Origin of the sequence: Azotobacter chroococcum (assembly GCF_004339665.1) — a bacterium.
Taxonomy (GTDB): domain Bacteria; phylum Pseudomonadota; class Gammaproteobacteria; order Pseudomonadales; family Pseudomonadaceae; genus Azotobacter; species Azotobacter chroococcum.
In genome coordinates, this window is sequence record NZ_SMMU01000022.1 from 20295 (window position 1) to 40975 (window position 20681).

A 20681-nucleotide genomic window follows, 5' to 3' on the forward strand; every position below is an offset into this window, starting at 1 on the left:
GCCGGGCCCTTGCCAGGGGCCCGGCCGGGTGCTAACTCTCGCCCTCCTCCGGCAATCCAGGCGAGCCACGCCATGCAGCGCAACCGACTTCTTGCCTCCCTCGGCCTCGTCGTCCTGACCGCCCTGCTGGTCTCCGGCATCGTGCCCTACGACCGGGCCACCTGGCTGCTGGAAGTCGCCCCGGTGCTGATCGCCGCGCCGCTGCTGATCGCCACCTACGGGCGCTTCCCGCTGACCTCCCTGCTCTACCTGCTGATCGCCGCCCATGCCCTGGTGCTGATCCTCGGCGGCGCCTACACCTACGCGCGAGTGCCGGCGGGATTCTGGGTACAGGAGCTGTTCGGGCTGAGCCGCAACCCCTACGACAAGCTCGGCCACTTCATGCAGGGCCTGGTGCCGGCGCTGGTCGCCCGGGAGATCCTGCTGCGCGGGGGCTTCCTGGCCAGGGGGCGGATGCTGGCCTTCCTGTCGCTGTGCGTGGCGCTGGCGGTCAGCGCCTTCTACGAGCTGATCGAATGGTGGGTGGCGCTGATCGCCGGACAGGGCGCGATCGAGTTCCTCGGCACCCAGGGCGATCCCTGGGACACCCAGGCGGACATCTTCTGGGCGCTGCTCGGCGCCGGCAGCGCGCTGCTTGGCCTCACCGGCCTGCAGGACCGGCAGATCGCCGCGCTGGAGCGCTCAAGGCATGGCCGAGGGCAGGCTTAGCTCCTCGCCGGCCACCATGAACCGGCCGAAGCCGCGGTGATGCAGGGTGCGCGGCGCGGTCACCGCCGGGGTGTGCCAGGCCTCCACCACCTGGAGGATGAAGAAGTTGTAGCTGCCGACCAGCTGGCGGTCGGTCACCCGGCACTCCAGATTCGCGTAGCACTCGGCCACCAGCGGCGCCGCCACCTGCTTGGCCGGCCGGGCGGTCAGGCCGAAGCGGGCGAACTTGTCCAGCTCGCGCCCCGAGCAGTTGCCGCAGCCGACCACCTGCTCGGCCAGCTCCACGGTCGGCACGTTGAGCACGCACTGGCCGGTCTCGCTCAGCGCGGCGAAGGAAAAGTTCGCCGCGCTGACCACGCAGCCCACCAGCGGCGGCTCGAACTCCAGCATGGTATGCCAGGACAGCGGCATCACATTGGCCCGACCGGCATGCGAGGTGCTGAGCAGCAGCACCGGCCCGGGCTCGAGGAGGGTGTAGACATCGGCGAGGGGAAGCTGGGTTTTCATCGGACGCTCCGGAACGGCAAATTCTGGCGTTATCCCATCAACCATAGTCCCGTCCCGTGACAGGCGAGGAAGCGCTCTTGAACGACACGACGACGCACGCTGCCCCCGGCGCCGGCCGCTGGATCCTCTACCGCATCGACGACAACGGCAACGAGGTGGAGATGCGCCGCTTCACCGAACGAGCCGCGGCCGAGGCGCTGATGCGCGAGTACGAGCGGCGCGGGCACAAGCAGGCGTATCTGGTGCGCGAGGAGCGCCAGGCGTCCAGGCAGGACTCGGAAACCTGAAACCCTCAGCCCTGCCCGGCCGTCAGCAGCGGCGAAGGCGTGCAGGCCAGTTGCTCGAACTGCCTGGCCCAGGCCTCCAGCTCGGCGAAGAGATGCGCGCGCTGGCGCGGCGTCGCCGTGTCGAACAACGCGGCGAGGAGGATCAGGGTCTGCTCCCGGTTGTGCGCCAGCCGGGCGCGGTAGCCGGCGCTCCAGGCGGCCTCGGGCTCGAGTAGCAGCGGCCGCAGGCCCGCCTCGAAACGCGCGGCGTCCCGGCGCTGCGCGAGCGCCGCCAGCAGCCGGGCCTGCCAGCGCTCGCGGTTGGCCAGCCACTCCACCGTAGCGGGCTGCAAGGCCTCGCTCCAGCGCGCGACGAGCGCGCGCTGCTCCTCGCTCAGGCGGCCGAACCAGCGACGCAGGCGCTTCTCCATGCGCGCGATCTGCTCCGCCTCCCGCTCGGCCGGCGTGCCGGCGAGGAACTCCTTGCGCAGCTCGCGGTTGCGGCGCCGGAAGGCTTCGCCCAGCTCGGCGAGCTGTTCGTCGTCGAGCCGGGCGAGCAGCAGGCGCGCATCCGGCAGGATCGCCGCCAGCAGCTCGCGCAGGAGGCTTTCGGCCTGCCCGAGATGGGTCTCGAGGCGGGCCGGCGTGACGGCGCCGCTGCGCAGGTCGCCTTCCAGCCCGCGCAACAGGGTGGCATAGGGAACGAGCTGGGTGCGGCAGTGCCAGGCAAGGCGCTCGGCCAGGCGCACGTCGAGCAGGGTCCGCTGGTCGCGGTCCAGGCTGACGTAATCGTCGATGTACCAGGGCAGCAGCCGGTGCAGCTGGCCGTAGACGAGGCCGAAGGAACAACCGGCAAGCAGCGCTACCGACAGCAGGAGAACCGCGATCCGGCACGCCGGCCGACGCCACGGCGCAGAAAGTCCAGGGGGCACGAGCGCTACCTCGCTGCGGGAGGATCGGTCCGTGGCGCCGGCCAGCCCGTCGCGGACCGGGCGGCGCCTTATCCAACCGTAGCAAGACCGGCTGCGCCGTCGAGGGGCAGGCGGGCGGAGGCTCCTCTCGGGTCGCTCAGTCCTTCAGCTCGAACGCATCCGCATCGCGCCAGGCCGGAAAGCGCGTGCGGTACTTGGCCAGCGCCTGGGCCGAGAGCGTGACGTGGAACACGCCGTCGGCCTCGCCCGGCGCCAGCAGCGGTTCGCCCTGGAAGTCGAGCACCTGGCTGTCGCCGGCGTGCGGGTAGCCGTTGCCGTCGGCGCCGACGCGGTTGACCGCCGCCACATAACAGAGGTTCTCGATGCCGCGCGCCGGCAGCAGGCGGTTCCAGGCGTTGCGCCGGGCCGCCGGCCAGCTGGCGATGTAGAGCAGGAGGTCGGTGTCGTGCGGATCGCGGCTCCACACCGGAAAGCGCAGGTCGTAGCAGACCAGCGGGCGCACGTGCCAGCCCTTGAGTTCGAGCAGCACGCGCGTATCGCCGGCGGCGTAGTGCTCGTGCTCGCCGGCCATGCGGAACAGGTGGCGCTTGTCGTAGTGCGCGCAGCTGCCGTCCGGACGCGCCCAGTACAGGCGGTTGCGGTAGCTGCCGTCCGCGGCGCGGGTGATGACGCTGCCGACCACCACCGCCTCCAGCCGTGCGGCCTGCTCCAGCAGCCAGGCACGGCTCGGGCCGTCCTCTTCCTCGGCCAGCGCCGCGGCGTCCATGGAAAAGCCGGTGCCGAACATCTCCGGCAGGATCACTAGGTCGGCGCCGGCGGCCTGCTCCAGCAGTCTGCCGAAGTGGGCGTGGTTGGCGGCCGGGTCCTGCCAAACCGGGGCGGTCTGCACCAGGGCCAGCTTGAGGTCGGGCAAGGTGCTCAGGTCACGCATGGCAAAGTCTCCACAATTCCTTGGTCGTCGGGCAGGCGTTGGGGCTGGATAACGCTGCGCGGTTATCCGCCCTGCGGGTCACACCCGGCACAGCTTCTCGGCGGCCTGGCGCAGGGTCTCCTCGCGCTTGGCGAAGCAGAAGCGCACCAGGCGCAGGCCGGCCGGCGGGGTCTGGTAGAACACCGACACCGGGATGGTCGCCACGCTGTGCTCGCGGGTCAGCCACAGGGACATCTCCACGTCGTCGAGGTCGTCGCGGATCGCCGAGTAGTCGGCCAGTTGGAAGTAGGTGCCGGGGGTGCGCTTGAAGGTGAAGCGCGAGCCCTTGAGCAGGTCGCAGAACAGGTCGCGCTTGGCCTGGTAGAAGGCCGGCAGTTCGTCGACATGCTCGGGATGGGCGGCCATGTAGTCGGCCAGCGCCCACTGCAGCGGGGTGATGCCGCAGAAGGTGACGAACTGGTGGACCTTGCGCAGCTCCATGCTCAATGCCGGCGGCGCCACCACATAGCCGGTCTTCCAGCCGGTGACGTGGTAGGTCTTGCCGAACGAGCTGACCACGCAGGCGCGCGCGTAGAGTTCCTCGTGAGCCAGCACGCTGGCGTGCTGCACGCCGTCGTAGACCAGGTGTTCGTAGACCTCGTCGCTGATCAGGTAGATGTCGAAGCCGCGGATCAGCCTGGCCAGTTGGTCCAGTTCGCTGCGGGAGATCAGCGCGCCGCTGGGATTGTGCGGGCTGTTGAGGATGATCAGCCGGGTGCGCGGGCTGAGGGCGTCGGCCAGGCGCTGCCAGTCGATGGAGAAGTCCGGCAGGGCCAGCGGCACGTGCACGCAGCGCCCGCCCGCCAGTTCCACCGAGGGCTCGTAGCTGTCGTAGCAGGGGTCGAAGACGATCACCTCGTCGCCCGGGCGGACCAGCGCCTGCACCGCGCAGAAGATCGCCTCGGTGGCGCCGGGGGTGATGGTGATCTCGCTGTCCATGTCCACCTGGCGGCCGTAGCTGCGGGCGATCTTCTGCGCGACCTGCTCGCGCAGCGCCGGCAGGCCGATCATCGGCGCGTACTGGTTGTGGCCGGCCATGACGTGGCGGCCGACCGCCTCGCGCAGCGCCTGCGGACCGTCGAAATCCGGGAACCCCTGGGACAGGTTGATGGCGCCGGTCTGCGCGGCGAGCTGGGACATGGTGGTGAAGATGGTGGTGCCGACGTTGGGCAGTTTGCTCTGGATCATGGGCCTGATTTCACGGACAAGCGACGGGCGAAGCCGCGAGAATAGCCGATCCGCGCCCCGGCGACAGCACATCGCGCACCGTGCGGCAAGCGCGCCGGGACGGACGGGCTGCGCTATCCTGTGGCCTCGTGCCATACCCGCGCCCGCCGCCCACGCAGGCTCTCGCCAAGAAAGGATGCCCCATGAGCAAAGCCCAACGCCTGTCGGAAAAATGGTTCCGTTTCGCCCTGTGGATCATCGCCGTGGTCTTCGCCGGCTTCCTGATCGGGCTGGGCGGCACGCTGGTGAAGAACCTGCCGCTGGTCGAGCAATACCTGACGTTCGAGGACTTCATCGACCGGCCCGCCGCCGAGCAGGCGCGCCAGGCGATCGAGCAGCAGCGCCGGCTCGCCCAGGAGGCCCGCGACGCCTTGGAGCAGGCGCAGCTGAAGCTGGAGATCGCCCGCCAGGACAGCCTGACCGCCCGCGACAGCCTGAACGCCTGGCTGGCCAGCCGCCGCGCCACCCAGCAGGCGGCGGGGGATACCGAACTGCTGCGGCGCACCGCCGACCTGGAGCGGCTGAGGATCGGCGAGCGCAGTGCGAGGGCGGCGGTCGAGGCCGAGCAGCAGCGTCTGCTCGACGCCCAACAAACCGAGGGCCGCGCCGAGCAGCGCCTGCAGGAGCTGGAGAAGCAGGCCCGGGAGCGGCTGCAGGACGAACTGCAGCGCCAGGAGCTGAAGGTGTTCCTCTACCGCCTGGCGCTGACCCTGCCCTTTCTGGTCGTCGCCGGCTGGCTGTTCGCGCGTCAGCGCAAGAGCCCCTGGTGGCCCTTCGTGTGGGGCTTCATCTTCTTCGCGCTGTTCGTGTTCTTCGTCGAGCTGGTGCCCTACCTGCCGAGCTACGGCGGCTACGTGCGGCACGCCGTGGGCATCCTGATCACCGTGCTGGTCGGCCGCCAGGCCATCGTCGCGCTGAACCGCTACCTGGAGCGCCAGCGCCAGGCCGAGGCCAGACCCGACGCCGAGCGGCGCCAGGAGCTGTCCTACGACACCGCCCTGGCGCGGCTGGCCAAGAAGGTCTGCCCGGGCTGCGAAAGGGCGGTCGAGCTGGACAACGCCCAGATCGACTATTGCCCGCACTGCGGCATCTGCCTGTTCGACCACTGCGGGCAGTGCCAGCAGCGCAAGAGCGCCTTCGCCCGCTTCTGCCACGCCTGCGGCGCCCCGGCCGCGCGGCCGTGAGCGCAGGCGGGCGGGCCGTCAGCGCTTCTTGTCGCGGCGCTTCTTCTCGGCCTTCTTGTGGTGGCTCATCAGGCGGCGCTTCTTGTTCACCTGACGGTCGGTGAGGGTGTTCTTCTTACCCTCGTAGGGGTTGTCGCCGCCCTTGTATTCGATGCGGATCGGCGTGCCGACCAGCCTGAGCACGCGGCGATAGGTGTTCTCCAGATAGCGCGTATAGGACTTCGGCACCGCCTCCACCTGGTTGCCGTGGATCACGATCAGGGGCGGGTTGGCGCCGCCCAGGTGGGCGTAGCGCAGCTTGATGCGCCGGCCGTTGACCAGTGGCGGCTGGTGCTCCTGCACCGCGTCCTCGAGGATCTGGGTCAGGCGGCTGGTCGGCCAGCGGGTGATGGCCGACTTGAACGAGGCCTGCACCGATTTGTAGAGGTGGCCCACGCCGCTGCCGTGCAGCGCCGAAATGAAGTGGATGTCGGCGAAGTCGACGAACATCAGCCGGCGCTCCAGCTCGGTCTTTACATAGTCGCGCTGGCCCGGCTCCATGCCGTCCCACTTGTTCAGCGCAATGACCAGGGCACGGCCGGTCTCCAGCACGAAGCCGAGCAGGTTGAGGTCGTGCTCGACTACCCCTTCGCGGGCGTCCATCACGAAGATCACCACGTTGGCGTCCTGGATGGCCTGCAGGGTCTTGACCACCGAGAACTTCTCTACCGCCTCGAAGATCTTGCCGCGCCGGCGCACCCCAGCGGTATCGATCAGGGTGTACTTCTCCTCGTCGCGCTCGAAGGGGATGTAGATGCTGTCGCGGGTGGTGCCGGCCTGGTCGTAGACGATCACCCGCTCCTCACCGAGCATGCGGTTGACCAGGGTCGACTTGCCGACGTTGGGACGGCCGATGATGGCGATCTTGATGCCGTCCTTCTCGCTGGGGCCGGGGATGCGCTTGGGCTCCTCGCCCTCGGCGACGATCTCCTCTTCGCCCTCGAGTTCGGCATTGTCCCTGGGGAAGATGCCGAGGGCCGCCTCGAGCATGGCGTTGATGCCGCGCCCGTGGGCGGCGGCGATCGGCAGGGCGTCGCCCAGGCCCAGCGGGCTGAACTCGGCGCGGGCGATGTCCGGGTCGACGGTATCGACCTTGTTGGCCACCAGGAAGAAGCGCTTGTTGCGCTTGCGCAGGTGCTCGGCGATCAGCTGGTCGGCGGCGGTCATCCCGGCGCGGGAGTCGACCATGAACAGCACGGCGTCGGCCTCCTCGATGGCCTGCAGCGACTGCTCGGCCATCTTCGCATCGATGCCTTCCTCGTCGCCGGAGATGCCCCCGGTGTCGATGACGATGTACGTGCGCCCCTGCCACTTGGCCTCGCCGTACTGGCGGTCGCGGGTCAGTCCGGCGTATTCGGCGACGATGGCGTCGCGGGTCTTGGTCAGACGGTTGAACAGCGTCGACTTGCCGACGTTCGGGCGGCCCACCAGGGCGATTACGGGAACCATAAGGCTCTCACCTGCAATGTTCGGAAAACACAACGGCCGCTGCGCGGAGCAGCGGCCGAACGGGGGGTCGGCTCAAGCCGACCGATGGCCAGCGGTCAGCGAACGGTCAGTGCGACCAGGTTGCCGCCGTTGCCATAGGCATACAGCCAGTCGCCCACCACCAGCGGACGGGCGCGCAGGCCCTTGCTGTCGATGCGGATGCGCCCGACGAAGCGGCCGTCCACCTGGCTGAGCAGGTGCAGGTAGCCCTCCAGGTCGCCGACCGCCACGTAGCTGGAGAACACCTCCGGCGACGACAGCTGGCGACGGGCCAGTGCATCGTTCTTCCACAGCGCCGAGGCGCTGCGCTCGTCGATACCTTCGACGGCGCCCTCGGCCAGACTCACATAGACGCTGCCATAGCCCAGCGCCACGCTGCCGTTGCTGGAGGCCTGGCGCTGCCACAGGGGACGCCCGGTCTGCATATCGAGGGCGGCGATGTTGCCCTGGAAGGTCGCGACATACAGGGTGCCGCCGGACATCGCCAGGCCGCCGTCGATGTCCACCACCCGCTCCAGCTCGGAACGCCCGGTAGGCACCGCCACCCGCTGCTCCCAGATCGGCAGGCCGCGCTGGGTTTCCAGGGCGAGCACCTTGCCGCTGGAAAGACCGACGATCGCCAGCTGGTTGGTGACCAGCGGCGCACCGGTGCCGCGCAGGGTGAGCACGGCCGGGGGGCTCTCGTAGATCCAGCGCTGGCTGCCGCTGCTCGCCTCGAGGGCGATCAGGCGGTCGTCCTGGGTCTGCACCACCACCACGTCGCCGTTGCTTACCGGCGGCGCCAGTACCTCGCTGCTGACGCGGCTGCGCCAGATCTCCGCGCCGCTGCCCGAATCCAGGGCGATCACCTCGCCCTGCAGGGTACCGAGCAGGACCTGGCCATAACCGGCGCCGACGCCGCCGGACACCGGCAGCTCCAGCTCCTTGCTCCAGAGGACCTTGCCGCTGAAGCGCTCGAGGGCCATCACCTGTCCGGTGACATCGGCGACGAACAGGGTATCGCCCTCCACCGCCGGCACCAACTGGTTGTAAGTCTCGCCCTGGCCCTCGCCGATCGAGCGGCTCCACTCCTTGGTCAGCTGCACCTCTTCCTTGAACTGCGTCAAGGGGGCCGGCGGCTGCTCCTTGGAGCTGTTGAACCAGTTGCCGATGCTGCTGCAGCCGGCGAGCGTCGCGGCCATGGCCAGCACCGCGGCATGTTTCCAGGGCTTCACGTCAGGCATCTCCCTTGGCCAGGTCGTCGAGCTTCATCTGCAGGGTGCCCAGTGCAGCATCATCCGGCTGGGCAGCCTTGGCCTTTTCATAGGCAGCTCGGGCCTCGTCGAGTCGGCCGAGCTGCACCAGCAGATCGCCCCGGATTTCCTCGCGACCGGCCTGGAAGGCCGGATCGGCTTCGCCGGCGAGCAGGGCGAGGCCTTCCTCGGCCTTGTCCTGAGCCGCCAGGACCCGCGCCAGGCGCTGGTGGGCCAGCTCGCCGAGGGTGGCATCGACCGGCTTGCCGAGGATCGCCCGCAGCTCGGCGGCGGCATCCTCGAGCTTGCCCTCGTCCACCGCCACCTTGGCGACCAGCAGGCTGCCGTACTGGGCGTAGTGGCTGCCGGCGAACTCGCTCTGCAGCTGTCCATAGAGCTCGGCGACCTTGGCCGTATCCGGCTTTCCGGACGGCGTCAGGCTGGTGTCCAGCAGCTGCTGGTAGAGCGCCGAAGCGTTCTGCGCCTGCCCGGTCTGCTGCTTCTGCCAGCCCTGCCAGCCGAACACCGCCACCAAGGCCAGGGCACCGCCGGCGAGCAGCGGCTTGCCACTGCGCTGCCACCAGTCCTTGATCTGCGCCAGCTCTTCATCTTCGGTATGCGAGGTCACCCGATACTCCTCAATCCAGTGTTCAAGCCTGCAGGCAAGCGGCCAGGCGCTCGCCCAGCTCGTCCCAGCCCACACTCTGTTGTTCGCCATCGGCGCGCAGCGGCTTCAGCCCGACGATGCGCCCGGCCAGCTCGTCCTCGCCCAGCACCAGGGCATAGAGGGCACCGCTCTTGTCGGCCTTCTTCAGCTGGCTCTTGAAGCTGCCGGCCCCGGCATTGACCGCCAGGCGCATGCCCGGCAGCGCGTCGCGCAGCTGCTCGGCCAGCGCCAGGGCGGCCAGCTCGGCCGCCTCGCCGAAGGCGCAGAAGTACAGGTCGACCTGCCGGGACAGCTCCGCCGGAACCTTGTCCAGGGTTTCCAGCAACAGCACCAGACGCTCGACGCCCATGGCGAAGCCCACCGCCGGCGTCGGCTTGCCGCCCAGTTGCTCGACCAGACCGTCGTAGCGGCCGCCGGCGCACACGGTGCCTTGGGCGCCGAGCTGGTCGGTGACCCACTCGAACACCGTCTTGCCGTAGTAGTCCAGGCCGCGCACCAGCTTGGAATTGATCACGTAGGGGACGCCGGCGGCATCCAGGCGCGCCTTGAGGCCCTCGAAGTGCAGGCGCGACTCCTCGTCCAGGTAATCGGCCAGCTTGGGCGCATCCACCAGCAGGGCCTGGGTGTCCGGGCTCTTGCTGTCGAGGATGCGCAGCGGGTTGCTGGACAGGCGGCGCTGGCTGTCCTCGTCGAGCTGCTCGAAGCGCGCCGAGAGGTACTCGACCAGCGCCTCGCGGTAGCGCGCGCGGGCCTCGCTGCTGCCGAGGCTGTTGAGTTCGAGGGTCACCGCCTCGCGCAGGCCGAGCAGGCCCCACAGGCGCCAGGTCAGCACGATCAGCTCGGCGTCGATGTCTGGCCCCGGCAGGTTGAAGACCTCCACGCCGATCTGGTGGAACTGCCGGTAGCGGCCCTTCTGCGGGCGCTCGTGGCGGAACATCGGGCCGACGTACCAGAGCTTCTGCAGCTGGCCGCCACCGCTGATGCCGTGCTCGAGCACTGCGCGCACGCAGCTGGCGGTGCCCTCTGGGCGCAAGGTCAGGGAGTCGCCGTTGCGGTCCTCGAAGGTGTACATCTCCTTCTCGACGATGTCGGTGACCTCGCCGATGGAGCGCTTGAAGAGTTCGGTGAACTCGACGATCGGCATGCGGATCTGCCGGTAGCCGTAGCCGTCCAGCAGGCTGGCCACGCCGTTCTCGAAATAGCGCCAGAGCGGGGTCTGCTCCGGCAGGATGTCGTTCATGCCACGGATGGCCTGGATGTTCTTGCTCACGCGGATTCCTTAACTGCGGACGATCAGACTGGCGTCGGCTGCGGCCTTTTCCGCAGCCTTGCGGCGGATCAGCCGCTCCAGCTCGTCCACCAGATTCTCGTTGCCCAGCTTCTGCGCCGGCTTGCCGTCGATGTAGACCAGGTTGTTCGGGGTGCCGCCGGTGAGGCCGACATGCGCCTCCTTGGCTTCGCCGGGACCGTTCACCACGCAGCCGATCACCGCCACGTCGAGCGGCACCAGCAGGTCCTCGAGGCGGGTCTCCAGCTCGTTCATGGTCTTCACCACGTCGAAGTTCTGCCGCGAGCAGCTCGGGCAGGCGATGAAGTTGATCCCCCGCGAGCGCAGGTGCAGCGACTTGAGGATGTCGAAGCCGACCTTGATCTCCTCCACCGGATCGGCGGCCAGGGACACGCGGATGGTGTCGCCGATGCCCTCGGCGAGCAGCATGCCGAGGCCCACTGCGGACTTCACGGTGCCGGAACGCAGCCCGCCGGCCTCGGTGATGCCCAGGTGCAGCGGCTGCTCGATCTGCCCGGCCAGCAGGCGGTAGGCAGCCACCGCCATGAACACGTCGGAGGCCTTGACGCTGACCTTGAAGTTCTGGAAGTCCAGGCGGTCGAGATGCTCGACGTGGCGCAGGGCGGACTCCACCAGCGCCTGCGGGGTCGGCTCGCCGTACTTCTTCTGCAGGTCCTTCTCCAGAGAGCCGGCGTTGACGCCGATGCGGATCGGGATGCCGCGATCGCGTGCCGCGTCCACCACCGCGCGGACCCGGTCCTCGCGGCCGATGTTGCCCGGGTTGATGCGCAGGCAGTCGACGCCCAGTTCGGCCACGCGCAGGGCGATCTGGTAGTCGAAGTGGATGTCGGCGACCAGGGGTACCTGTACCTGCTGCTTGATCCGCCCGAAGGCCTCGGCGGCGTCCATGTCCGGCACCGAGACGCGCACGATGTCGGCGCCGGCTGCTTCCAGGCGGCGGATCTGCGCCACGGTGGCATCGACGTCATGGGTGTCGGTGTTGGTCATGCTCTGCACCGAGATGGGCGCATCGCCGCCTACCGCGACCGGGCCGACCCAGATCTTGCGCGACAGGCGGCGCTGAATGGGTGATTCGCTGTGCATGGAGGCTTAGTTCCCCAGTTTCAGGCGGGCGGTCGCGCCGCGGGCGGTGTAGGGCGCCAGGTTGACCGGCTGGCCGTTGAAACTGACCTCGGCGCCGTGGGCGAAGCCGAGACGCACGTCCAGCGGTTTCTGGCCGCGCAGCTCGAGCGTGTCGCCGGCGCGCTTCAGGCCGCGAAACAGCGCCTTGCCGCGGGCGTCGGTGACCTGGGTCCAGCAGTCGGCCGTGAAGCGGATGCTCAGCACGCCTTCCCCGGCGGCCGGCTCGCTGGCAGACGCCGGACTGGCTGCGGCGGGCGTGCCGGCCGTGGCCGGAGCGGCAGCCGGAGCAGCCGGAGCAGCCGGAGCAGCCGGCACGACGACCGGCATGGCCGGGGCGGGCGCAGGCTCGGCCAGCGGGGCAGGCGTGCCGGGCGCGACCGGTGCCAGCGGCAGCGGCGTCGCAGCGCTCGCCGCCTCACGCGCCGGGTGGCTGTCCGTGCTGGCAGTGCTGCCGGCCAGCGGAGTCGGCTGAGGCTGCGGCCCGGCGGGCTGGAGCGCCTGGGCCACAGCCTGGTCCTCCGGCTCGTCAAGCGGGTGGATCTGGGTGGTGCCGTCGGCGCTGTCGACCTCGACATGGGCCAGGTTGAGTGCGTTGCGGCCCCCCTGCTGCGCCGAACGCTCCTGCCACCAGAACAGGGCGGAGCCGACCAGCAGCAGGATCAGGGCGAGGCCGGCCAGCCGCAGGAGGCTCTGCGAAATCCGCAGCGGCTGCTCGATCTTGCCCAGGCTGTGCACTTCGCTGCCCTTGGCGTTGGTGCCGGTGTACTGGTCGAAGGCCTCGACCAGCCGGGCCTGGTCCATCCCCAGCAGCTTGGCGTAGGAGCGCACATAGCCGCGGGCGAAGGTATGTCCCGGCAGTCGGTCGAATTCGCCGGCCTCCAGCTGGACCAGGGTCCGAGTGGGGAGATTCAGCTGTCCGGCCACCTGGGCCAGCGACCAGTCGTTGGCTTCGCGGCCCTTGCGCAGGATCTCGCCCGGGTTGACGGAGGCCGCGGCCGTGCTCTCGGTTTGCGACACGTTCATCATTGCTCCGACAGATATTGCTGATATTCCGGCGTGCCCGGGTACTTGCGTTTCAACTGCAGGCCAAAGACGGCGGCCTGGTCGCGGTCCTCGAAGACCTTCGCCAGACGGGCACCCAGCAGCAGGCTGCGGGCATTCTGCTCACCCATGCGGTTGAAGCTGGCGTAATAGGAGCGCGCCGCCACGTAGTCGCGCGCCTCGAAATCCAGCGAGGCCATTTCCAGCAGGGCTCGGGGCTGCTGCGAATTGATGCGCAGGGACTTTTCCAGATGGCTCTTGGCGAGATCGCGCCGCCCCAACTGGACGGCGGTCAGGCCGAGATTGAGATAAACCCGCGAGCGCTCGGGGTACAGGGTGTCGGCGGCGGCCTGCTGGAAACGCTCGTAGGCGTCCTGATAGCGACGCTGCTCGAACAGGAAGCTGCCGTAGTTGTTCAGGATGCGCGCATCAGCGGGGCGGCGGGAGAGCGCCTTGCGGTAGTGCTGGTCGGCCAGCTCCGGCTCGAGCTCGGCCTGGAACACCAGGCCCAGGGCGGCGTGGGCATCGGCATCGGCCGGGTCGATATCCAGCGCCTTGCCCAGCGGCACCTTGGCGCGATCGGTCTGGCCCTGCTTGAGGTAGCCAAGGCCGAGCTGGATATAGGCATCGCGGGCTTCCTTGCGGCCCTGCTCGGTCTTCATGGGATCGACCGCTCCGGTCGAGACGCAACCGGCCAGCAGCATGGCGGAAAACAACAGCAGCGCAGCGCGCAGGGTCATAAACATCCTCGGCTCAGGTCCGGTTGGCGGCACTGGCAGATGGCGCTGCCTCGTCGCCGAGCTGACGCACGGCGATGTGGCGCTCGCTACGCCGGGTGCGATCCATGACCTGGCCGACCAGTTGGCCGCAGGCAGCGTCGATGTCGTCGCCCCGGGTAGTGCGCACCGTGACGTTGTGCCCGGCCTGGTGCAGCAGGTCCTGGAAGCGGCGAATGGCGTTGTTGCTCGGCCGCTCGTAACCGGAGAAGGGGAAGGGATTGAAGGGAATCAGGTTGATCTTGCACGGCACGTCGCGCAGCAGCTCGACCATCTGCGCCGCATGTTCGGGCTGGTCGTTGACGTCCTTGAGCAGGGTGTATTCCACGGTCAGCACGCGCTTCTCGCCGAGGCGCGAGATGTAGCGCTTGCAGGCATCCAGCACCACGGCCAGCGGATACTTGCGGTTGATCGGCACCAGCCGGTTGCGCAGCTCGTCGTTGGGCGCGTGCAGCGACAGCGCCAGGGACACGTCGATCACCTTGCCCAGCTCGTCGATCATCGGCGCCACGCCGGAGGTGGAAAGGGTCACCTTGCGCTTGGAGATGCCGTAGCCGAGGTCGTCCATCATGATCTGCATGGCGGCGACCACGTTGTCGAAATTCATCAGCGGCTCGCCCATGCCCATCATCACCACGTTGGTGATGGCGCGGTCGATCTTGGCCGGGACGGTGCCGAAGGATTTGTTGGCGATCCAGACCTGGCCGATGATCTCGGCGGCGGTCAGGTCGCTGTTGAAGCCCTGCTTGCCGGTGGAGCAGAAACTGCAGTCCAGCGAGCAGCCGGCCTGCGACGACACGCACAGGGTGCCGCGGCCGGCCTGCGGGATGTACACGGTTTCGACGCAGCTGCCAGACGCCACGCGCACCACCCACTTGCGGGTACCGTCGCTGGAAATGTCCTGGCTGACGATCTCCGGACCGCGGATCTCGGCGCAGGCCCTGAGCTTCTCGCGCAGGGCCTTGCCGATGTTGCTCATGGCCTCGAAGTCGTCGACGCCGAAGTGGTGAATCCATTTCATCACCTGCCCGGCGCGAAAGCGCTTCTCGCCGATGGACTCGAAGAAGCCTTCCAGCTGCGGCTGGGTCAGCCCCAGCAGGTTCACCTTGGTGGTTTCGGTCATGGATTCACCCTCCCCCATCGCCTGATCAGCGGATGCGGGCGCACACCTCGGTTGCGGCGAAGAAGTAGGCGATCTCGCGAGCAGCGGAAGCCTCGGAGTCGGAGCCGTGCACGGCGTTCTCGTCAATGGACACGGCGAAGTCGGCGCGGATGGTGCCCGGAGCAGCGTCCTTCGGGTTGGTGGCGCCCATCAGCTCGCGGTTCTTGGCAATGGCGCCCTCGCCTTCCAGCACCTGCACGACGACCGGACCGGAGGTCATGAAGGACACCAGATCCTTGAAGAACGGACGCGCCTGGTGCTCGGCGTAGAAGCCGCCGGCTTCGCGCTCGGACAGCTGGACCATCTTCGCAGCGACGACGCTCAGGCCGGCCTTCTCGAAACGGGTGAGGATCTCACCGATGACGTTCTTGGCGACGGCGTCGGGCTTGATGATGGAAAGGGTACGTTCAACGGCCATGGATAGCTCCAGTCAATCGGGGGGTTTTGAAAAGCAGAAAATTAAACCCGCGGATTATACGCGGGTTCCAGTGAAATGCATAAGACCAGCTTGCGGATCAGTCGGCTTCTTCGATCCAGGTCGCCTGGATGGCTTCCAGCACCTTTTCGCCGCCGCGCTCGGGGTCGTCGTCGAACTCAGGGAGGGCCAGTACCCAGCGATGCAGGTCGACGAAGTTGAGGTAGCGCGGATCGATCTGCGGATGGGTATCGGCCAGCTGCAGGGCGATTTCCTGTACGTCGCTCCATTTCAGGCTCACGCGCATGCCCTCAGTGCTGTTCCGAAACCTGATTGAGGGTGTAGCGGGGAATCTCCACCACCAGATCCTCTTCGCCAATCTTAGCCTGACAGGATAGCCGCGATTCCGGCTCCAGTCCCCAGGCCTTGTCGAGCATGTCGTCCTCCAGCTCGTCGGACGGATCCAGGGAGTCGAACCCCTCGCGCACGATCACGTGACAGGTGGTGCAGGCACAGGACATCTCGCAGGCATGCTCGATCTCGATGTCGTTGCGCAGGGCCGCCTCGAGAATGCTCTCGCCAGGCTCGGCCTCGACCACCTTGCCGTCGGGACAATGTACCTCGTGGGGCAGAAAAACGATCTGCGGCATCACTCACTCCTCGATTTCGTTCAGTCGGCGGCCGGACAGCGCGGCCTTCACCGAAGCATCCATGCGCCGGGCGGCAAAGGCGTCGGTGATCTGCGCCAGGCGCCGGGTGTGCAACTCGATGGCGGCGCCGTCCTGCCCCTCCAGCACCCCGCGCAGCGCCTGCACCTGCGCGTCGATGGCAGTCCGCTCCTCGGGACTCAGCAACGCCTCGCCGTCGGCCTCCAGGGCTGCCAGCACCGCCTCCAGCAGACGCTGCGCCTCGACCTGCTGCTCGCGCAGCATGCGCGCGGCCTTGTCGCCGCCGGCATGCTCGAAGGAATCCTTGAGCATCCGCGCGATCTCGCCGTCAGTCAGCCCGTAGGACGGCTTGACCTGCACGCTCGCCTCGACGCCGGAGCCCAGTTCGCGGGCGGAGACGCCGAGCAGGCCGTCGGCGTCGACCTGGAAGGTGACGCGGATCTTCGCCGCCCCCGCCACCATCGGAGGAATCCCGCGCAGCTCGAAGCGCGCCAGGGAACGGCAGTCCTTGACCAGTTCGCGCTCGCCCTGCAGGACATGGATCAGCATGGCCGTCTGGCCATCCTTGTAGGTGGTGAAGTCCTGGGCACGGGCTACCGGAATCGTGGTATTGCGCGGGATGACCTTCTCCATCAGCCCGCCCATGGTCTCCAGCCCCAGGGACAGCGGATTGACGTCCAGCAGCAGCAATTCCTCGCCGTCGCGCCCGTTACCGGCCAGGGTATCGGCCTGCAGCGCCGCACCGATGGCGACCACCTGATCGGGGTCGATGTCGGTCAGCGGCTGACGGTCGAACAGCTCGGCGACCGCCTGGCGCACCCGCGGCACCCGTGTGGAGCCGCCGACCATGACCACCGCGGAAATCTCCGGCGGATCGATCTCGGCATCGCGCAGCGCCCGCCGGCAAGCCTTGAGGCTGCGCGCCACCAGGGGCTCGATCAGCGCCTCGAAGCGCTCGCGGGACAGCTCGCCCTGCCAGCCGCCATAGGCGAGCGCCACCGAGCCGCTTTCACTCAGCGCCTCCTTGGCCGCACAGGCCAGCTGCAGCAGATGGCGCTGGGTCCCCGGATCGAGGTCGGCGGACAACCCCGCCTGCTCGACGATCCACGTAGCGATGGCATGGTCGAAGTCGTCGCCGCCCAGGGCGCTGTCGCCGCCAGTGGCGAGCACCTCGAAGACCCCGTGGGTCAGGCGCAGGATGGAGATGTCGAAGGTGCCGCCGCCCAGGTCGTAGACCGCCACCACGCCCTCGGCGCGCCGGTCGAGACCGTAGGCGACCGCGGCCGCGGTCGGCTCGTTGAGCAGGCGCAGCACGTTGAGACCGGCCAGACGCGCGGCGTCCTTGGTGGCCTGGCGCTGCGCCTCGTCGAAATAGGCCGGCACGGTGATCACCGCGCCGACCAGCTCGCCGCCGAGGGCCTCCTCGGCACGTCGGCGCAGCACCCTGAGGATCTCTGCCGACACCTCGACCGGGCTTTTCGGACCTTGCACGGTGTCGATGAAGGGCATGTGCGACTCGCCCTCGACGAAGCGGTACGGCAGCTGCTCGCCGAGCAGGGTGAGGTCGGCGATGCCGCGCCCCATCAGGCGCTTCACCGACAGCACCGTATTCAGCGGGTCCACGGCGGCGGCCGCCTTGGCGCCGCGACCGACCTCGACCTGACCATCGGCCAGGTAGCGCACCGCCGAGGGCAGGATCACCTCCCCGTCGGCGTCCGCCAGCGACTCGGCCAGACTGCTGCGCAGCGCGGCGACCAGCGAATTGGTGGTGCCCAGGTCGATCCCCACCGCCAGACGGCGCTGGTGGGGTTGCGGGCTTTGTCCGGGTTCAGCGATCTGCAGTAGGGCCATGGCATTCAACTATCGGGGGGCGCAGCCGGAGCGGCGCAGGGTTAGTCGTCGAGACGCTCTTCGAGCTGGCGGACCTCGATGGAGAGCTTGTCGAGAAACTGCATGCGCCGCGCCAGGCGCTCGGCCTCGTCGCGCCGCAGCGGATCGGCCCAGCAGGTGGCGAAGCCCTCGTTGAGCTGCTCCTGGGCCTGCGCGAGGTGGCGCTTGAAGGTCGCCAGCCCGCCCAGGTCGGCGGCGTCCTGCAGCTCTTGCAGCTCCTCGCGCAGCTCCATCTGCCGCATGAGGAAGGCAGGATCCTGCACCGTGGTCTCCTGGGGCATCTCCTCTCCCTGCAGGGACAGCAGGTAGCGGGCGCGCCGGGACGGGCTCTTCAGCGTCTGGTAGGCCTCGTTGAGCCGGGCGGACTCCTCCAGCGCCAGGCGCTGCTCGCGCGCGGGTGCGCCGGCGAAGCGGTCGGGATGCACCCGGCGCACCCGCTCACGGTAGCGCGCCGCGAGCTGCTCCAGGTCGAGGCGAAAATCCGGCTCGAGGTCGAACAGGGCGAAATGACTGCCGCTACTACCCATGCAGCCGCCTCAGGTATTGAAGCTTTCGCCGCAGCCGCACTCGCCACGCACGTTCGGGTTGTTGAACTTGAAGCCCTCGTTGAGCCCTTCGCGGACGAAGTCCAGCTCGGTGCCGTCCAGGTAGACCAGGCTCTTGGGGTCGATGATCACCTTGACGCCGTGACTCTCGAACACCTGATCCTCGCCAGCCACCTCGTCGACGAACTCCAGCACGTAGGCCAGGCCCGAACAGCCGCTCGTGCGGACGCCCAGGCGGATGCCCTCGCCCTTGCCGCGCCCTTCGAGGGAGCGGCGGACATGGTGGGCGGCGGCTTCGGTCATGGTGATGGCCATTGCAACTCCTTAACTCGTCAGCGTGGTTTAAACCAGGCCCTTCTTGTGCTTGTAGTCGCGCACGGCGGCCTTGATGGCATCCTCCGCCAGCACGGAGCAGTGGATCTTGACCGGCGGCAGCGCCAGCTCTTCGGCGATCTGGGTGTTCCTGATGGTTTCCGCCTCGTCCAGGGTCTTGCCCTTCATCCACTCGGTGGCCAGGGAGCTGGAGGCGATGGCCGAGCCGCAGCCGTAGGTCTTGAACCTGGCGTCCTCGATGACGCCCTGCTCGTTGACCTTGATCTGCAGACGCATCACGTCACCGCAGGCCGGGGCACCGACCATGCCGGTGCCGACGTCCGGGTCCTCTGCATCGAGCTTGCCGACGTTGCGCGGGTTTTCATAGTGGTCGATGACCTTGTCACTGTAAGCCATGGTGCAATACCTCGTTAATCACGGGCAATTTCGGGAGGGAGGATAATCAGTGGGCCTGCCACTCGACCTTGGACAGGTCGACCCCTTCCTTGTACATGTCCCAGAGCGGCGACAGTTCGCGCAGCTTGCTGACCGCCTCGCAGACCTTCCGCGCGGCGTAGTCGACGTCTTCCTCGGTAGTGAAGCGACCGAAGGTGAAGCGGATCGAGCTGTGTGCCAGCTCGTCGTTGCGGCCCAGGGCGCGCAGCACGTAGGACGGCTCCAGGGAAGCCGAGGTGCAGGCCGAACCCGAGGAAACCGCCAGGTCCTTGAGCGCCATGATCAGCGACTCGCCTTCCACGTAGTTGAAGCTGAGGTTGAGGTTGTGCGGCACCCGCGCCGTGGCGCTGCCGTTCAGATAGACCTCCTCGAGGGTACCGACATGCTCGTGGAAGCGCTGGCTGAGCGCGGCGATGCGCCGGCTTTCCGCGGCCATCTCTTCCCTGGCGATGCGGAAGGCCTCGCCCATGCCGACGATCTGGTGGGGCGCCAGGGTGCCGGAGCGCATGCCGCGCTCGTGACCACCGCCATGCATCTGCGCCTCCAGGCGCACGCGCGGCTTGCGGCGCACGTAGAGCGCGCCGACGCCCTTGGGACCGTAGGTCTTGTGGGCGGAGAAGGACATCAGGTCGACCTTCATGCTCTCCAGATCGATGGCCACCTTGCCGGTCGACTGGGCGGCATCGACGTGGTACAGCACGCCGCGCGAGCGGGTCAGCTCGCCGATGGCGGCGATGTCGTTGATGGTACCGATCTCGTTGTTGACGTGCATCACCGAGACCAGGATGGTGTCTTCGCGCAGCGCCGCCTCGACCATCGCCGGGGTGATCAGGCCGTCCTCGCCGGGCTCGAGATAGGTCACCTCGAAGCCTTCGCGCTCGAGCTGGCGGGTGGTGTCCAGCACCGCCTTGTGCTCGATCTTCGAGGTGACGATGTGCTTGCCCTTGCTCGCATAGAAGTGCGCGACACCCTTGATCGCCAGGTTGTCGGACTCGGTGGCGCCGGAGGTCCAGACGATTTCCCGCGGATCGGCATTGACCAGCTCCGCCACCTGGCGGCGCGCATTCTCGACCGCCTCTTCGGCTTTCCAGCCGAAGACATGGGAGCGCGAGGCCGGATTGCCGAAATTACCGTCCATGGTCAGGCACTCGCACATCTTCTGTGCCACCCGCGGGTCGACCGGGGTGGTGGCGGAATAATCCAGGTAAATCGGCAACTTCATGAGGCTCTCCTGTCAGGCTGGCATCCGGCTCATTCGATGGCGGACGCTTCGATCTTTCCGGCATACGGCAGCGGACAACCGCCGCCCTGGCGCCGATCCTGCAATCGGGCGAGATCCTGGACGTCGCTGCGGGCGACCAGATCGGCCAGGCTGATGCCACTGAGAAATTCGTGGATCTGGTGACTGAGGTCGCACCAGAGGTAATGGGTCAGGCAGACCTCTCCCGAGTGGCAGCCGCGATCGCCCTGACAGCGGGTCACGTCCACCGACTCGTTGACCGCGTCGATGACTTCGGCCACCTGGATGTCGGCCATGCCGCGGGACAGCTGGTAGCCGCCACCGGGACCGCGGACGCTGGTCACCAGACTGTTGCGCCGCAGCTTGGCGAACAGCTGTTCCAGGTAGGAAAGGGAAATCCCCTGGCGCTCGGAGATATCGGCGAGGGAAACGGGGCCGTCCTGGGCATGCAGTGCCAGATCGAGCATGGCCGTGACGGCATACCGGCCTTTGGTTGTCAGTCGCATGGTCGCTACCAGGAAATCG

Annotated in this window: 24 protein-coding genes; 3 read left to right on the forward strand and 21 right to left on the reverse strand. The window is 68.1% G+C overall.

All coding sequences use genetic code 11. The features are described from left to right. Positions 1–72: 72 nt before the first annotated feature. Positions 73–708 (forward strand): DUF2238 domain-containing protein, encoded by a 636-nt coding sequence (locus EV691_RS16235; protein WP_131298422.1) that lies wholly within the window; start codon positions 73–75, stop codon positions 706–708. Here the strand turns inward: EV691_RS16235 and EV691_RS16240 are convergent. Further along, positions 682–1215 carry a flavin reductase family protein gene (locus tag EV691_RS16240; RefSeq protein WP_131298424.1) on the reverse strand — a complete coding sequence of 178 codons (534 nt, stop codon included), beginning with the start codon at positions 1213–1215 and terminating at the stop codon, positions 682–684. The two genes, EV691_RS16235 and EV691_RS16240, sit on opposite strands and share 27 nt — an antisense overlap. Before the next feature lie 77 nt (positions 1216–1292). Here EV691_RS16240 and EV691_RS16245 point away from each other — a divergent pair, with 77 nt between their 5' ends. Next, positions 1293–1502: a hypothetical protein gene (locus EV691_RS16245; RefSeq protein WP_131298426.1), complete on the forward strand. Its 210-nt coding sequence runs from the start codon at positions 1293–1295 to the stop codon at positions 1500–1502. Between the two features lie 5 nt (positions 1503–1507). Here EV691_RS16245 and EV691_RS16250 read toward each other — a convergent pair whose 3' ends face one another. The 3 genes from EV691_RS16250 to EV691_RS16260 form a co-directional block, all read right to left on the reverse strand. Continuing rightward, positions 1508–2413: a DUF6279 family lipoprotein gene (locus EV691_RS16250; protein ID WP_207390192.1), complete on the reverse strand. Its 906-nt coding sequence runs from the start codon at positions 2411–2413 to the stop codon at positions 1508–1510. Positions 2414–2549: 136 nt separating this feature from the next. After that, on the reverse strand, positions 2550–3344 hold the full coding sequence (locus tag EV691_RS16255) for an amidohydrolase (protein ID WP_131298428.1): 795 nt from the start codon (positions 3342–3344) through the stop codon (positions 2550–2552). A gap of 78 nt (positions 3345–3422) precedes the next feature. After that, on the reverse strand, positions 3423–4571 hold the full coding sequence (locus EV691_RS16260) for a pyridoxal phosphate-dependent aminotransferase (RefSeq protein WP_131298430.1): 1149 nt from the start codon (positions 4569–4571) through the stop codon (positions 3423–3425). A 182-nt stretch (positions 4572–4753) separates the two neighbouring features. On the opposite strand from EV691_RS16260, the gene EV691_RS16265 reads away from it, so the two are divergent. Then, entirely contained in the window at positions 4754–5794 is a 1041-nt protein-coding gene (locus EV691_RS16265; RefSeq protein ID WP_131298432.1) for a zinc ribbon domain-containing protein, read from the forward strand. Positions 5795–5812: 18 nt separating this feature from the next. Here EV691_RS16265 and der read toward each other — a convergent pair whose 3' ends face one another. From der to iscR, 17 genes are all read right to left on the reverse strand, one after another. Next, on the reverse strand, positions 5813–7282 hold the full coding sequence (gene der / locus EV691_RS16270; protein WP_131298434.1) for a ribosome biogenesis GTPase Der: 1470 nt from the start codon (positions 7280–7282) through the stop codon (positions 5813–5815). Between the two features lie 95 nt (positions 7283–7377). After that, positions 7378–8544 (reverse strand): outer membrane protein assembly factor BamB, encoded by a 1167-nt coding sequence (gene bamB, locus EV691_RS16275; RefSeq protein WP_165496539.1) that lies wholly within the window; start codon positions 8542–8544, stop codon positions 7378–7380. Beyond that, entirely contained in the window at positions 8537–9181 is a 645-nt protein-coding gene (locus tag EV691_RS16280; protein WP_131298438.1) for a YfgM family protein, read from the reverse strand. The genes bamB and EV691_RS16280 overlap by 8 nt, the downstream gene beginning before the upstream one ends. Before the next feature lie 22 nt (positions 9182–9203). After that, the gene (hisS, locus tag EV691_RS16285) at positions 9204–10490 is read right to left on the reverse strand and encodes a histidine--tRNA ligase (protein ID WP_131298440.1); all 1287 of its coding nucleotides are present in this window, start codon (positions 10488–10490) and stop codon (positions 9204–9206) included. Positions 10491–10499: 9 nt separating this feature from the next. Further along, a complete protein-coding gene (gene ispG / locus EV691_RS16290; RefSeq protein WP_131298442.1) occupies positions 10500–11612 on the reverse strand; it encodes a flavodoxin-dependent (E)-4-hydroxy-3-methylbut-2-enyl-diphosphate synthase in 1113 nt (370 codons plus the stop codon). Between the two features lie 6 nt (positions 11613–11618). Beyond that, positions 11619–12677 carry a RodZ domain-containing protein gene (locus tag EV691_RS16295; RefSeq protein ID WP_131298444.1) on the reverse strand — a complete coding sequence of 353 codons (1059 nt, stop codon included), beginning with the start codon at positions 12675–12677 and terminating at the stop codon, positions 11619–11621. Then, on the reverse strand, positions 12674–13432 hold the full coding sequence (gene pilW, locus EV691_RS16300; protein WP_131298446.1) for a type IV pilus biogenesis/stability protein PilW: 759 nt from the start codon (positions 13430–13432) through the stop codon (positions 12674–12676). The genes EV691_RS16295 and pilW overlap by 4 nt, the downstream gene beginning before the upstream one ends. A gap of 13 nt (positions 13433–13445) precedes the next feature. Then, the gene (rlmN, locus tag EV691_RS16305; protein ID WP_089168995.1) at positions 13446–14591 is read right to left on the reverse strand and encodes a dual-specificity RNA methyltransferase RlmN; all 1146 of its coding nucleotides are present in this window, start codon (positions 14589–14591) and stop codon (positions 13446–13448) included. A 25-nt stretch (positions 14592–14616) separates the two neighbouring features. Beyond that, entirely contained in the window at positions 14617–15048 is a 432-nt protein-coding gene (gene ndk, locus EV691_RS16310; RefSeq protein ID WP_039802423.1) for a nucleoside-diphosphate kinase, read from the reverse strand. 97 nt (positions 15049–15145) lie between these two features. Continuing rightward, positions 15146–15346 carry a Fe-S cluster assembly protein IscX gene (iscX, locus tag EV691_RS16315; protein WP_131298448.1) on the reverse strand — a complete coding sequence of 67 codons (201 nt, stop codon included), beginning with the start codon at positions 15344–15346 and terminating at the stop codon, positions 15146–15148. A gap of 10 nt (positions 15347–15356) precedes the next feature. Next, on the reverse strand, positions 15357–15695 hold the full coding sequence (gene fdx / locus EV691_RS16320; RefSeq protein WP_131298449.1) for an ISC system 2Fe-2S type ferredoxin: 339 nt from the start codon (positions 15693–15695) through the stop codon (positions 15357–15359). A gap of 3 nt (positions 15696–15698) precedes the next feature. Beyond that, on the reverse strand, positions 15699–17564 hold the full coding sequence (gene hscA / locus EV691_RS16325; protein ID WP_131298450.1) for a Fe-S protein assembly chaperone HscA: 1866 nt from the start codon (positions 17562–17564) through the stop codon (positions 15699–15701). A 41-nt stretch (positions 17565–17605) separates the two neighbouring features. Beyond that, a complete protein-coding gene (gene hscB, locus EV691_RS16330) occupies positions 17606–18130 on the reverse strand; it encodes a co-chaperone HscB (protein ID WP_131298451.1) in 525 nt (174 codons plus the stop codon). Positions 18131–18139: 9 nt separating this feature from the next. Next, positions 18140–18463 carry an iron-sulfur cluster assembly protein IscA gene (iscA, locus tag EV691_RS16335; protein ID WP_039802419.1) on the reverse strand — a complete coding sequence of 108 codons (324 nt, stop codon included), beginning with the start codon at positions 18461–18463 and terminating at the stop codon, positions 18140–18142. A gap of 27 nt (positions 18464–18490) precedes the next feature. Beyond that, entirely contained in the window at positions 18491–18877 is a 387-nt protein-coding gene (iscU, locus tag EV691_RS16340) for a Fe-S cluster assembly scaffold IscU (protein ID WP_131298452.1), read from the reverse strand. Between the two features lie 46 nt (positions 18878–18923). Continuing rightward, complete coding sequence (locus EV691_RS16345; RefSeq protein WP_131298453.1) at positions 18924–20138, reverse strand: IscS subfamily cysteine desulfurase; 1215 nt, start codon at positions 20136–20138, stop codon at positions 18924–18926. Positions 20139–20167: 29 nt separating this feature from the next. Then, positions 20168–20662 carry a Fe-S cluster assembly transcriptional regulator IscR gene (iscR, locus tag EV691_RS16350; RefSeq protein ID WP_039802414.1) on the reverse strand — a complete coding sequence of 165 codons (495 nt, stop codon included), beginning with the start codon at positions 20660–20662 and terminating at the stop codon, positions 20168–20170. Positions 20663–20681 lie beyond the last annotated feature (19 nt).

Excerpts from the sequence above, each read along its gene's own strand:
- iscU (WP_131298452.1), bottom strand. The coding sequence starts at position 18,877 with ATGGCTTACAGTGACAAGGTCATCGACCACTATGAAAACCCGCGCAAC.
- EV691_RS16260 (WP_131298430.1), bottom strand. The coding sequence starts at position 4,571 with ATGATCCAGAGCAAACTGCCCAACGTCGGCACCACCATCTTCACCACC.
- iscR (WP_039802414.1), bottom strand. The coding sequence starts at position 20,662 with ATGCGACTGACAACCAAAGGCCGGTATGCCGTCACGGCCATGCTCGAT.
- EV691_RS16345 (WP_131298453.1), bottom strand. The coding sequence starts at position 20,138 with ATGAAGTTGCCGATTTACCTGGATTATTCCGCCACCACCCCGGTCGAC.
- bamB (WP_165496539.1), bottom strand. The coding sequence starts at position 8,544 with ATGCCTGACGTGAAGCCCTGGAAACATGCCGCGGTGCTGGCCATGGCC.
- EV691_RS16295 (WP_131298444.1), bottom strand. The coding sequence starts at position 12,677 with ATGATGAACGTGTCGCAAACCGAGAGCACGGCCGCGGCCTCCGTCAAC.
- EV691_RS16235 (WP_131298422.1), top strand. The coding sequence starts at position 73 with ATGCAGCGCAACCGACTTCTTGCCTCCCTCGGCCTCGTCGTCCTGACC.
- EV691_RS16255 (WP_131298428.1), bottom strand. The coding sequence starts at position 3,344 with ATGCGTGACCTGAGCACCTTGCCCGACCTCAAGCTGGCCCTGGTGCAG.
- EV691_RS16265 (WP_131298432.1), top strand. The coding sequence starts at position 4,754 with ATGAGCAAAGCCCAACGCCTGTCGGAAAAATGGTTCCGTTTCGCCCTG.
- hscB (WP_131298451.1), bottom strand. The coding sequence starts at position 18,130 with ATGGGTAGTAGCGGCAGTCATTTCGCCCTGTTCGACCTCGAGCCGGAT.
- pilW (WP_131298446.1), bottom strand. The coding sequence starts at position 13,432 with ATGACCCTGCGCGCTGCGCTGCTGTTGTTTTCCGCCATGCTGCTGGCC.
- ispG (WP_131298442.1), bottom strand. The coding sequence starts at position 11,612 with ATGCACAGCGAATCACCCATTCAGCGCCGCCTGTCGCGCAAGATCTGG.
- EV691_RS16240 (WP_131298424.1), bottom strand. The coding sequence starts at position 1,215 with ATGAAAACCCAGCTTCCCCTCGCCGATGTCTACACCCTCCTCGAGCCC.
- der (WP_131298434.1), bottom strand. The coding sequence starts at position 7,282 with ATGGTTCCCGTAATCGCCCTGGTGGGCCGCCCGAACGTCGGCAAGTCG.
- rlmN (WP_089168995.1), bottom strand. The coding sequence starts at position 14,591 with ATGACCGAAACCACCAAGGTGAACCTGCTGGGGCTGACCCAGCCGCAG.
- ndk (WP_039802423.1), bottom strand. The coding sequence starts at position 15,048 with ATGGCCGTTGAACGTACCCTTTCCATCATCAAGCCCGACGCCGTCGCC.
- iscA (WP_039802419.1), bottom strand. The coding sequence starts at position 18,463 with ATGGCCATCACCATGACCGAAGCCGCCGCCCACCATGTCCGCCGCTCC.
- hscA (WP_131298450.1), bottom strand. The coding sequence starts at position 17,564 with ATGGCCCTACTGCAGATCGCTGAACCCGGACAAAGCCCGCAACCCCAC.
- fdx (WP_131298449.1), bottom strand. The coding sequence starts at position 15,695 with ATGCCGCAGATCGTTTTTCTGCCCCACGAGGTACATTGTCCCGACGGC.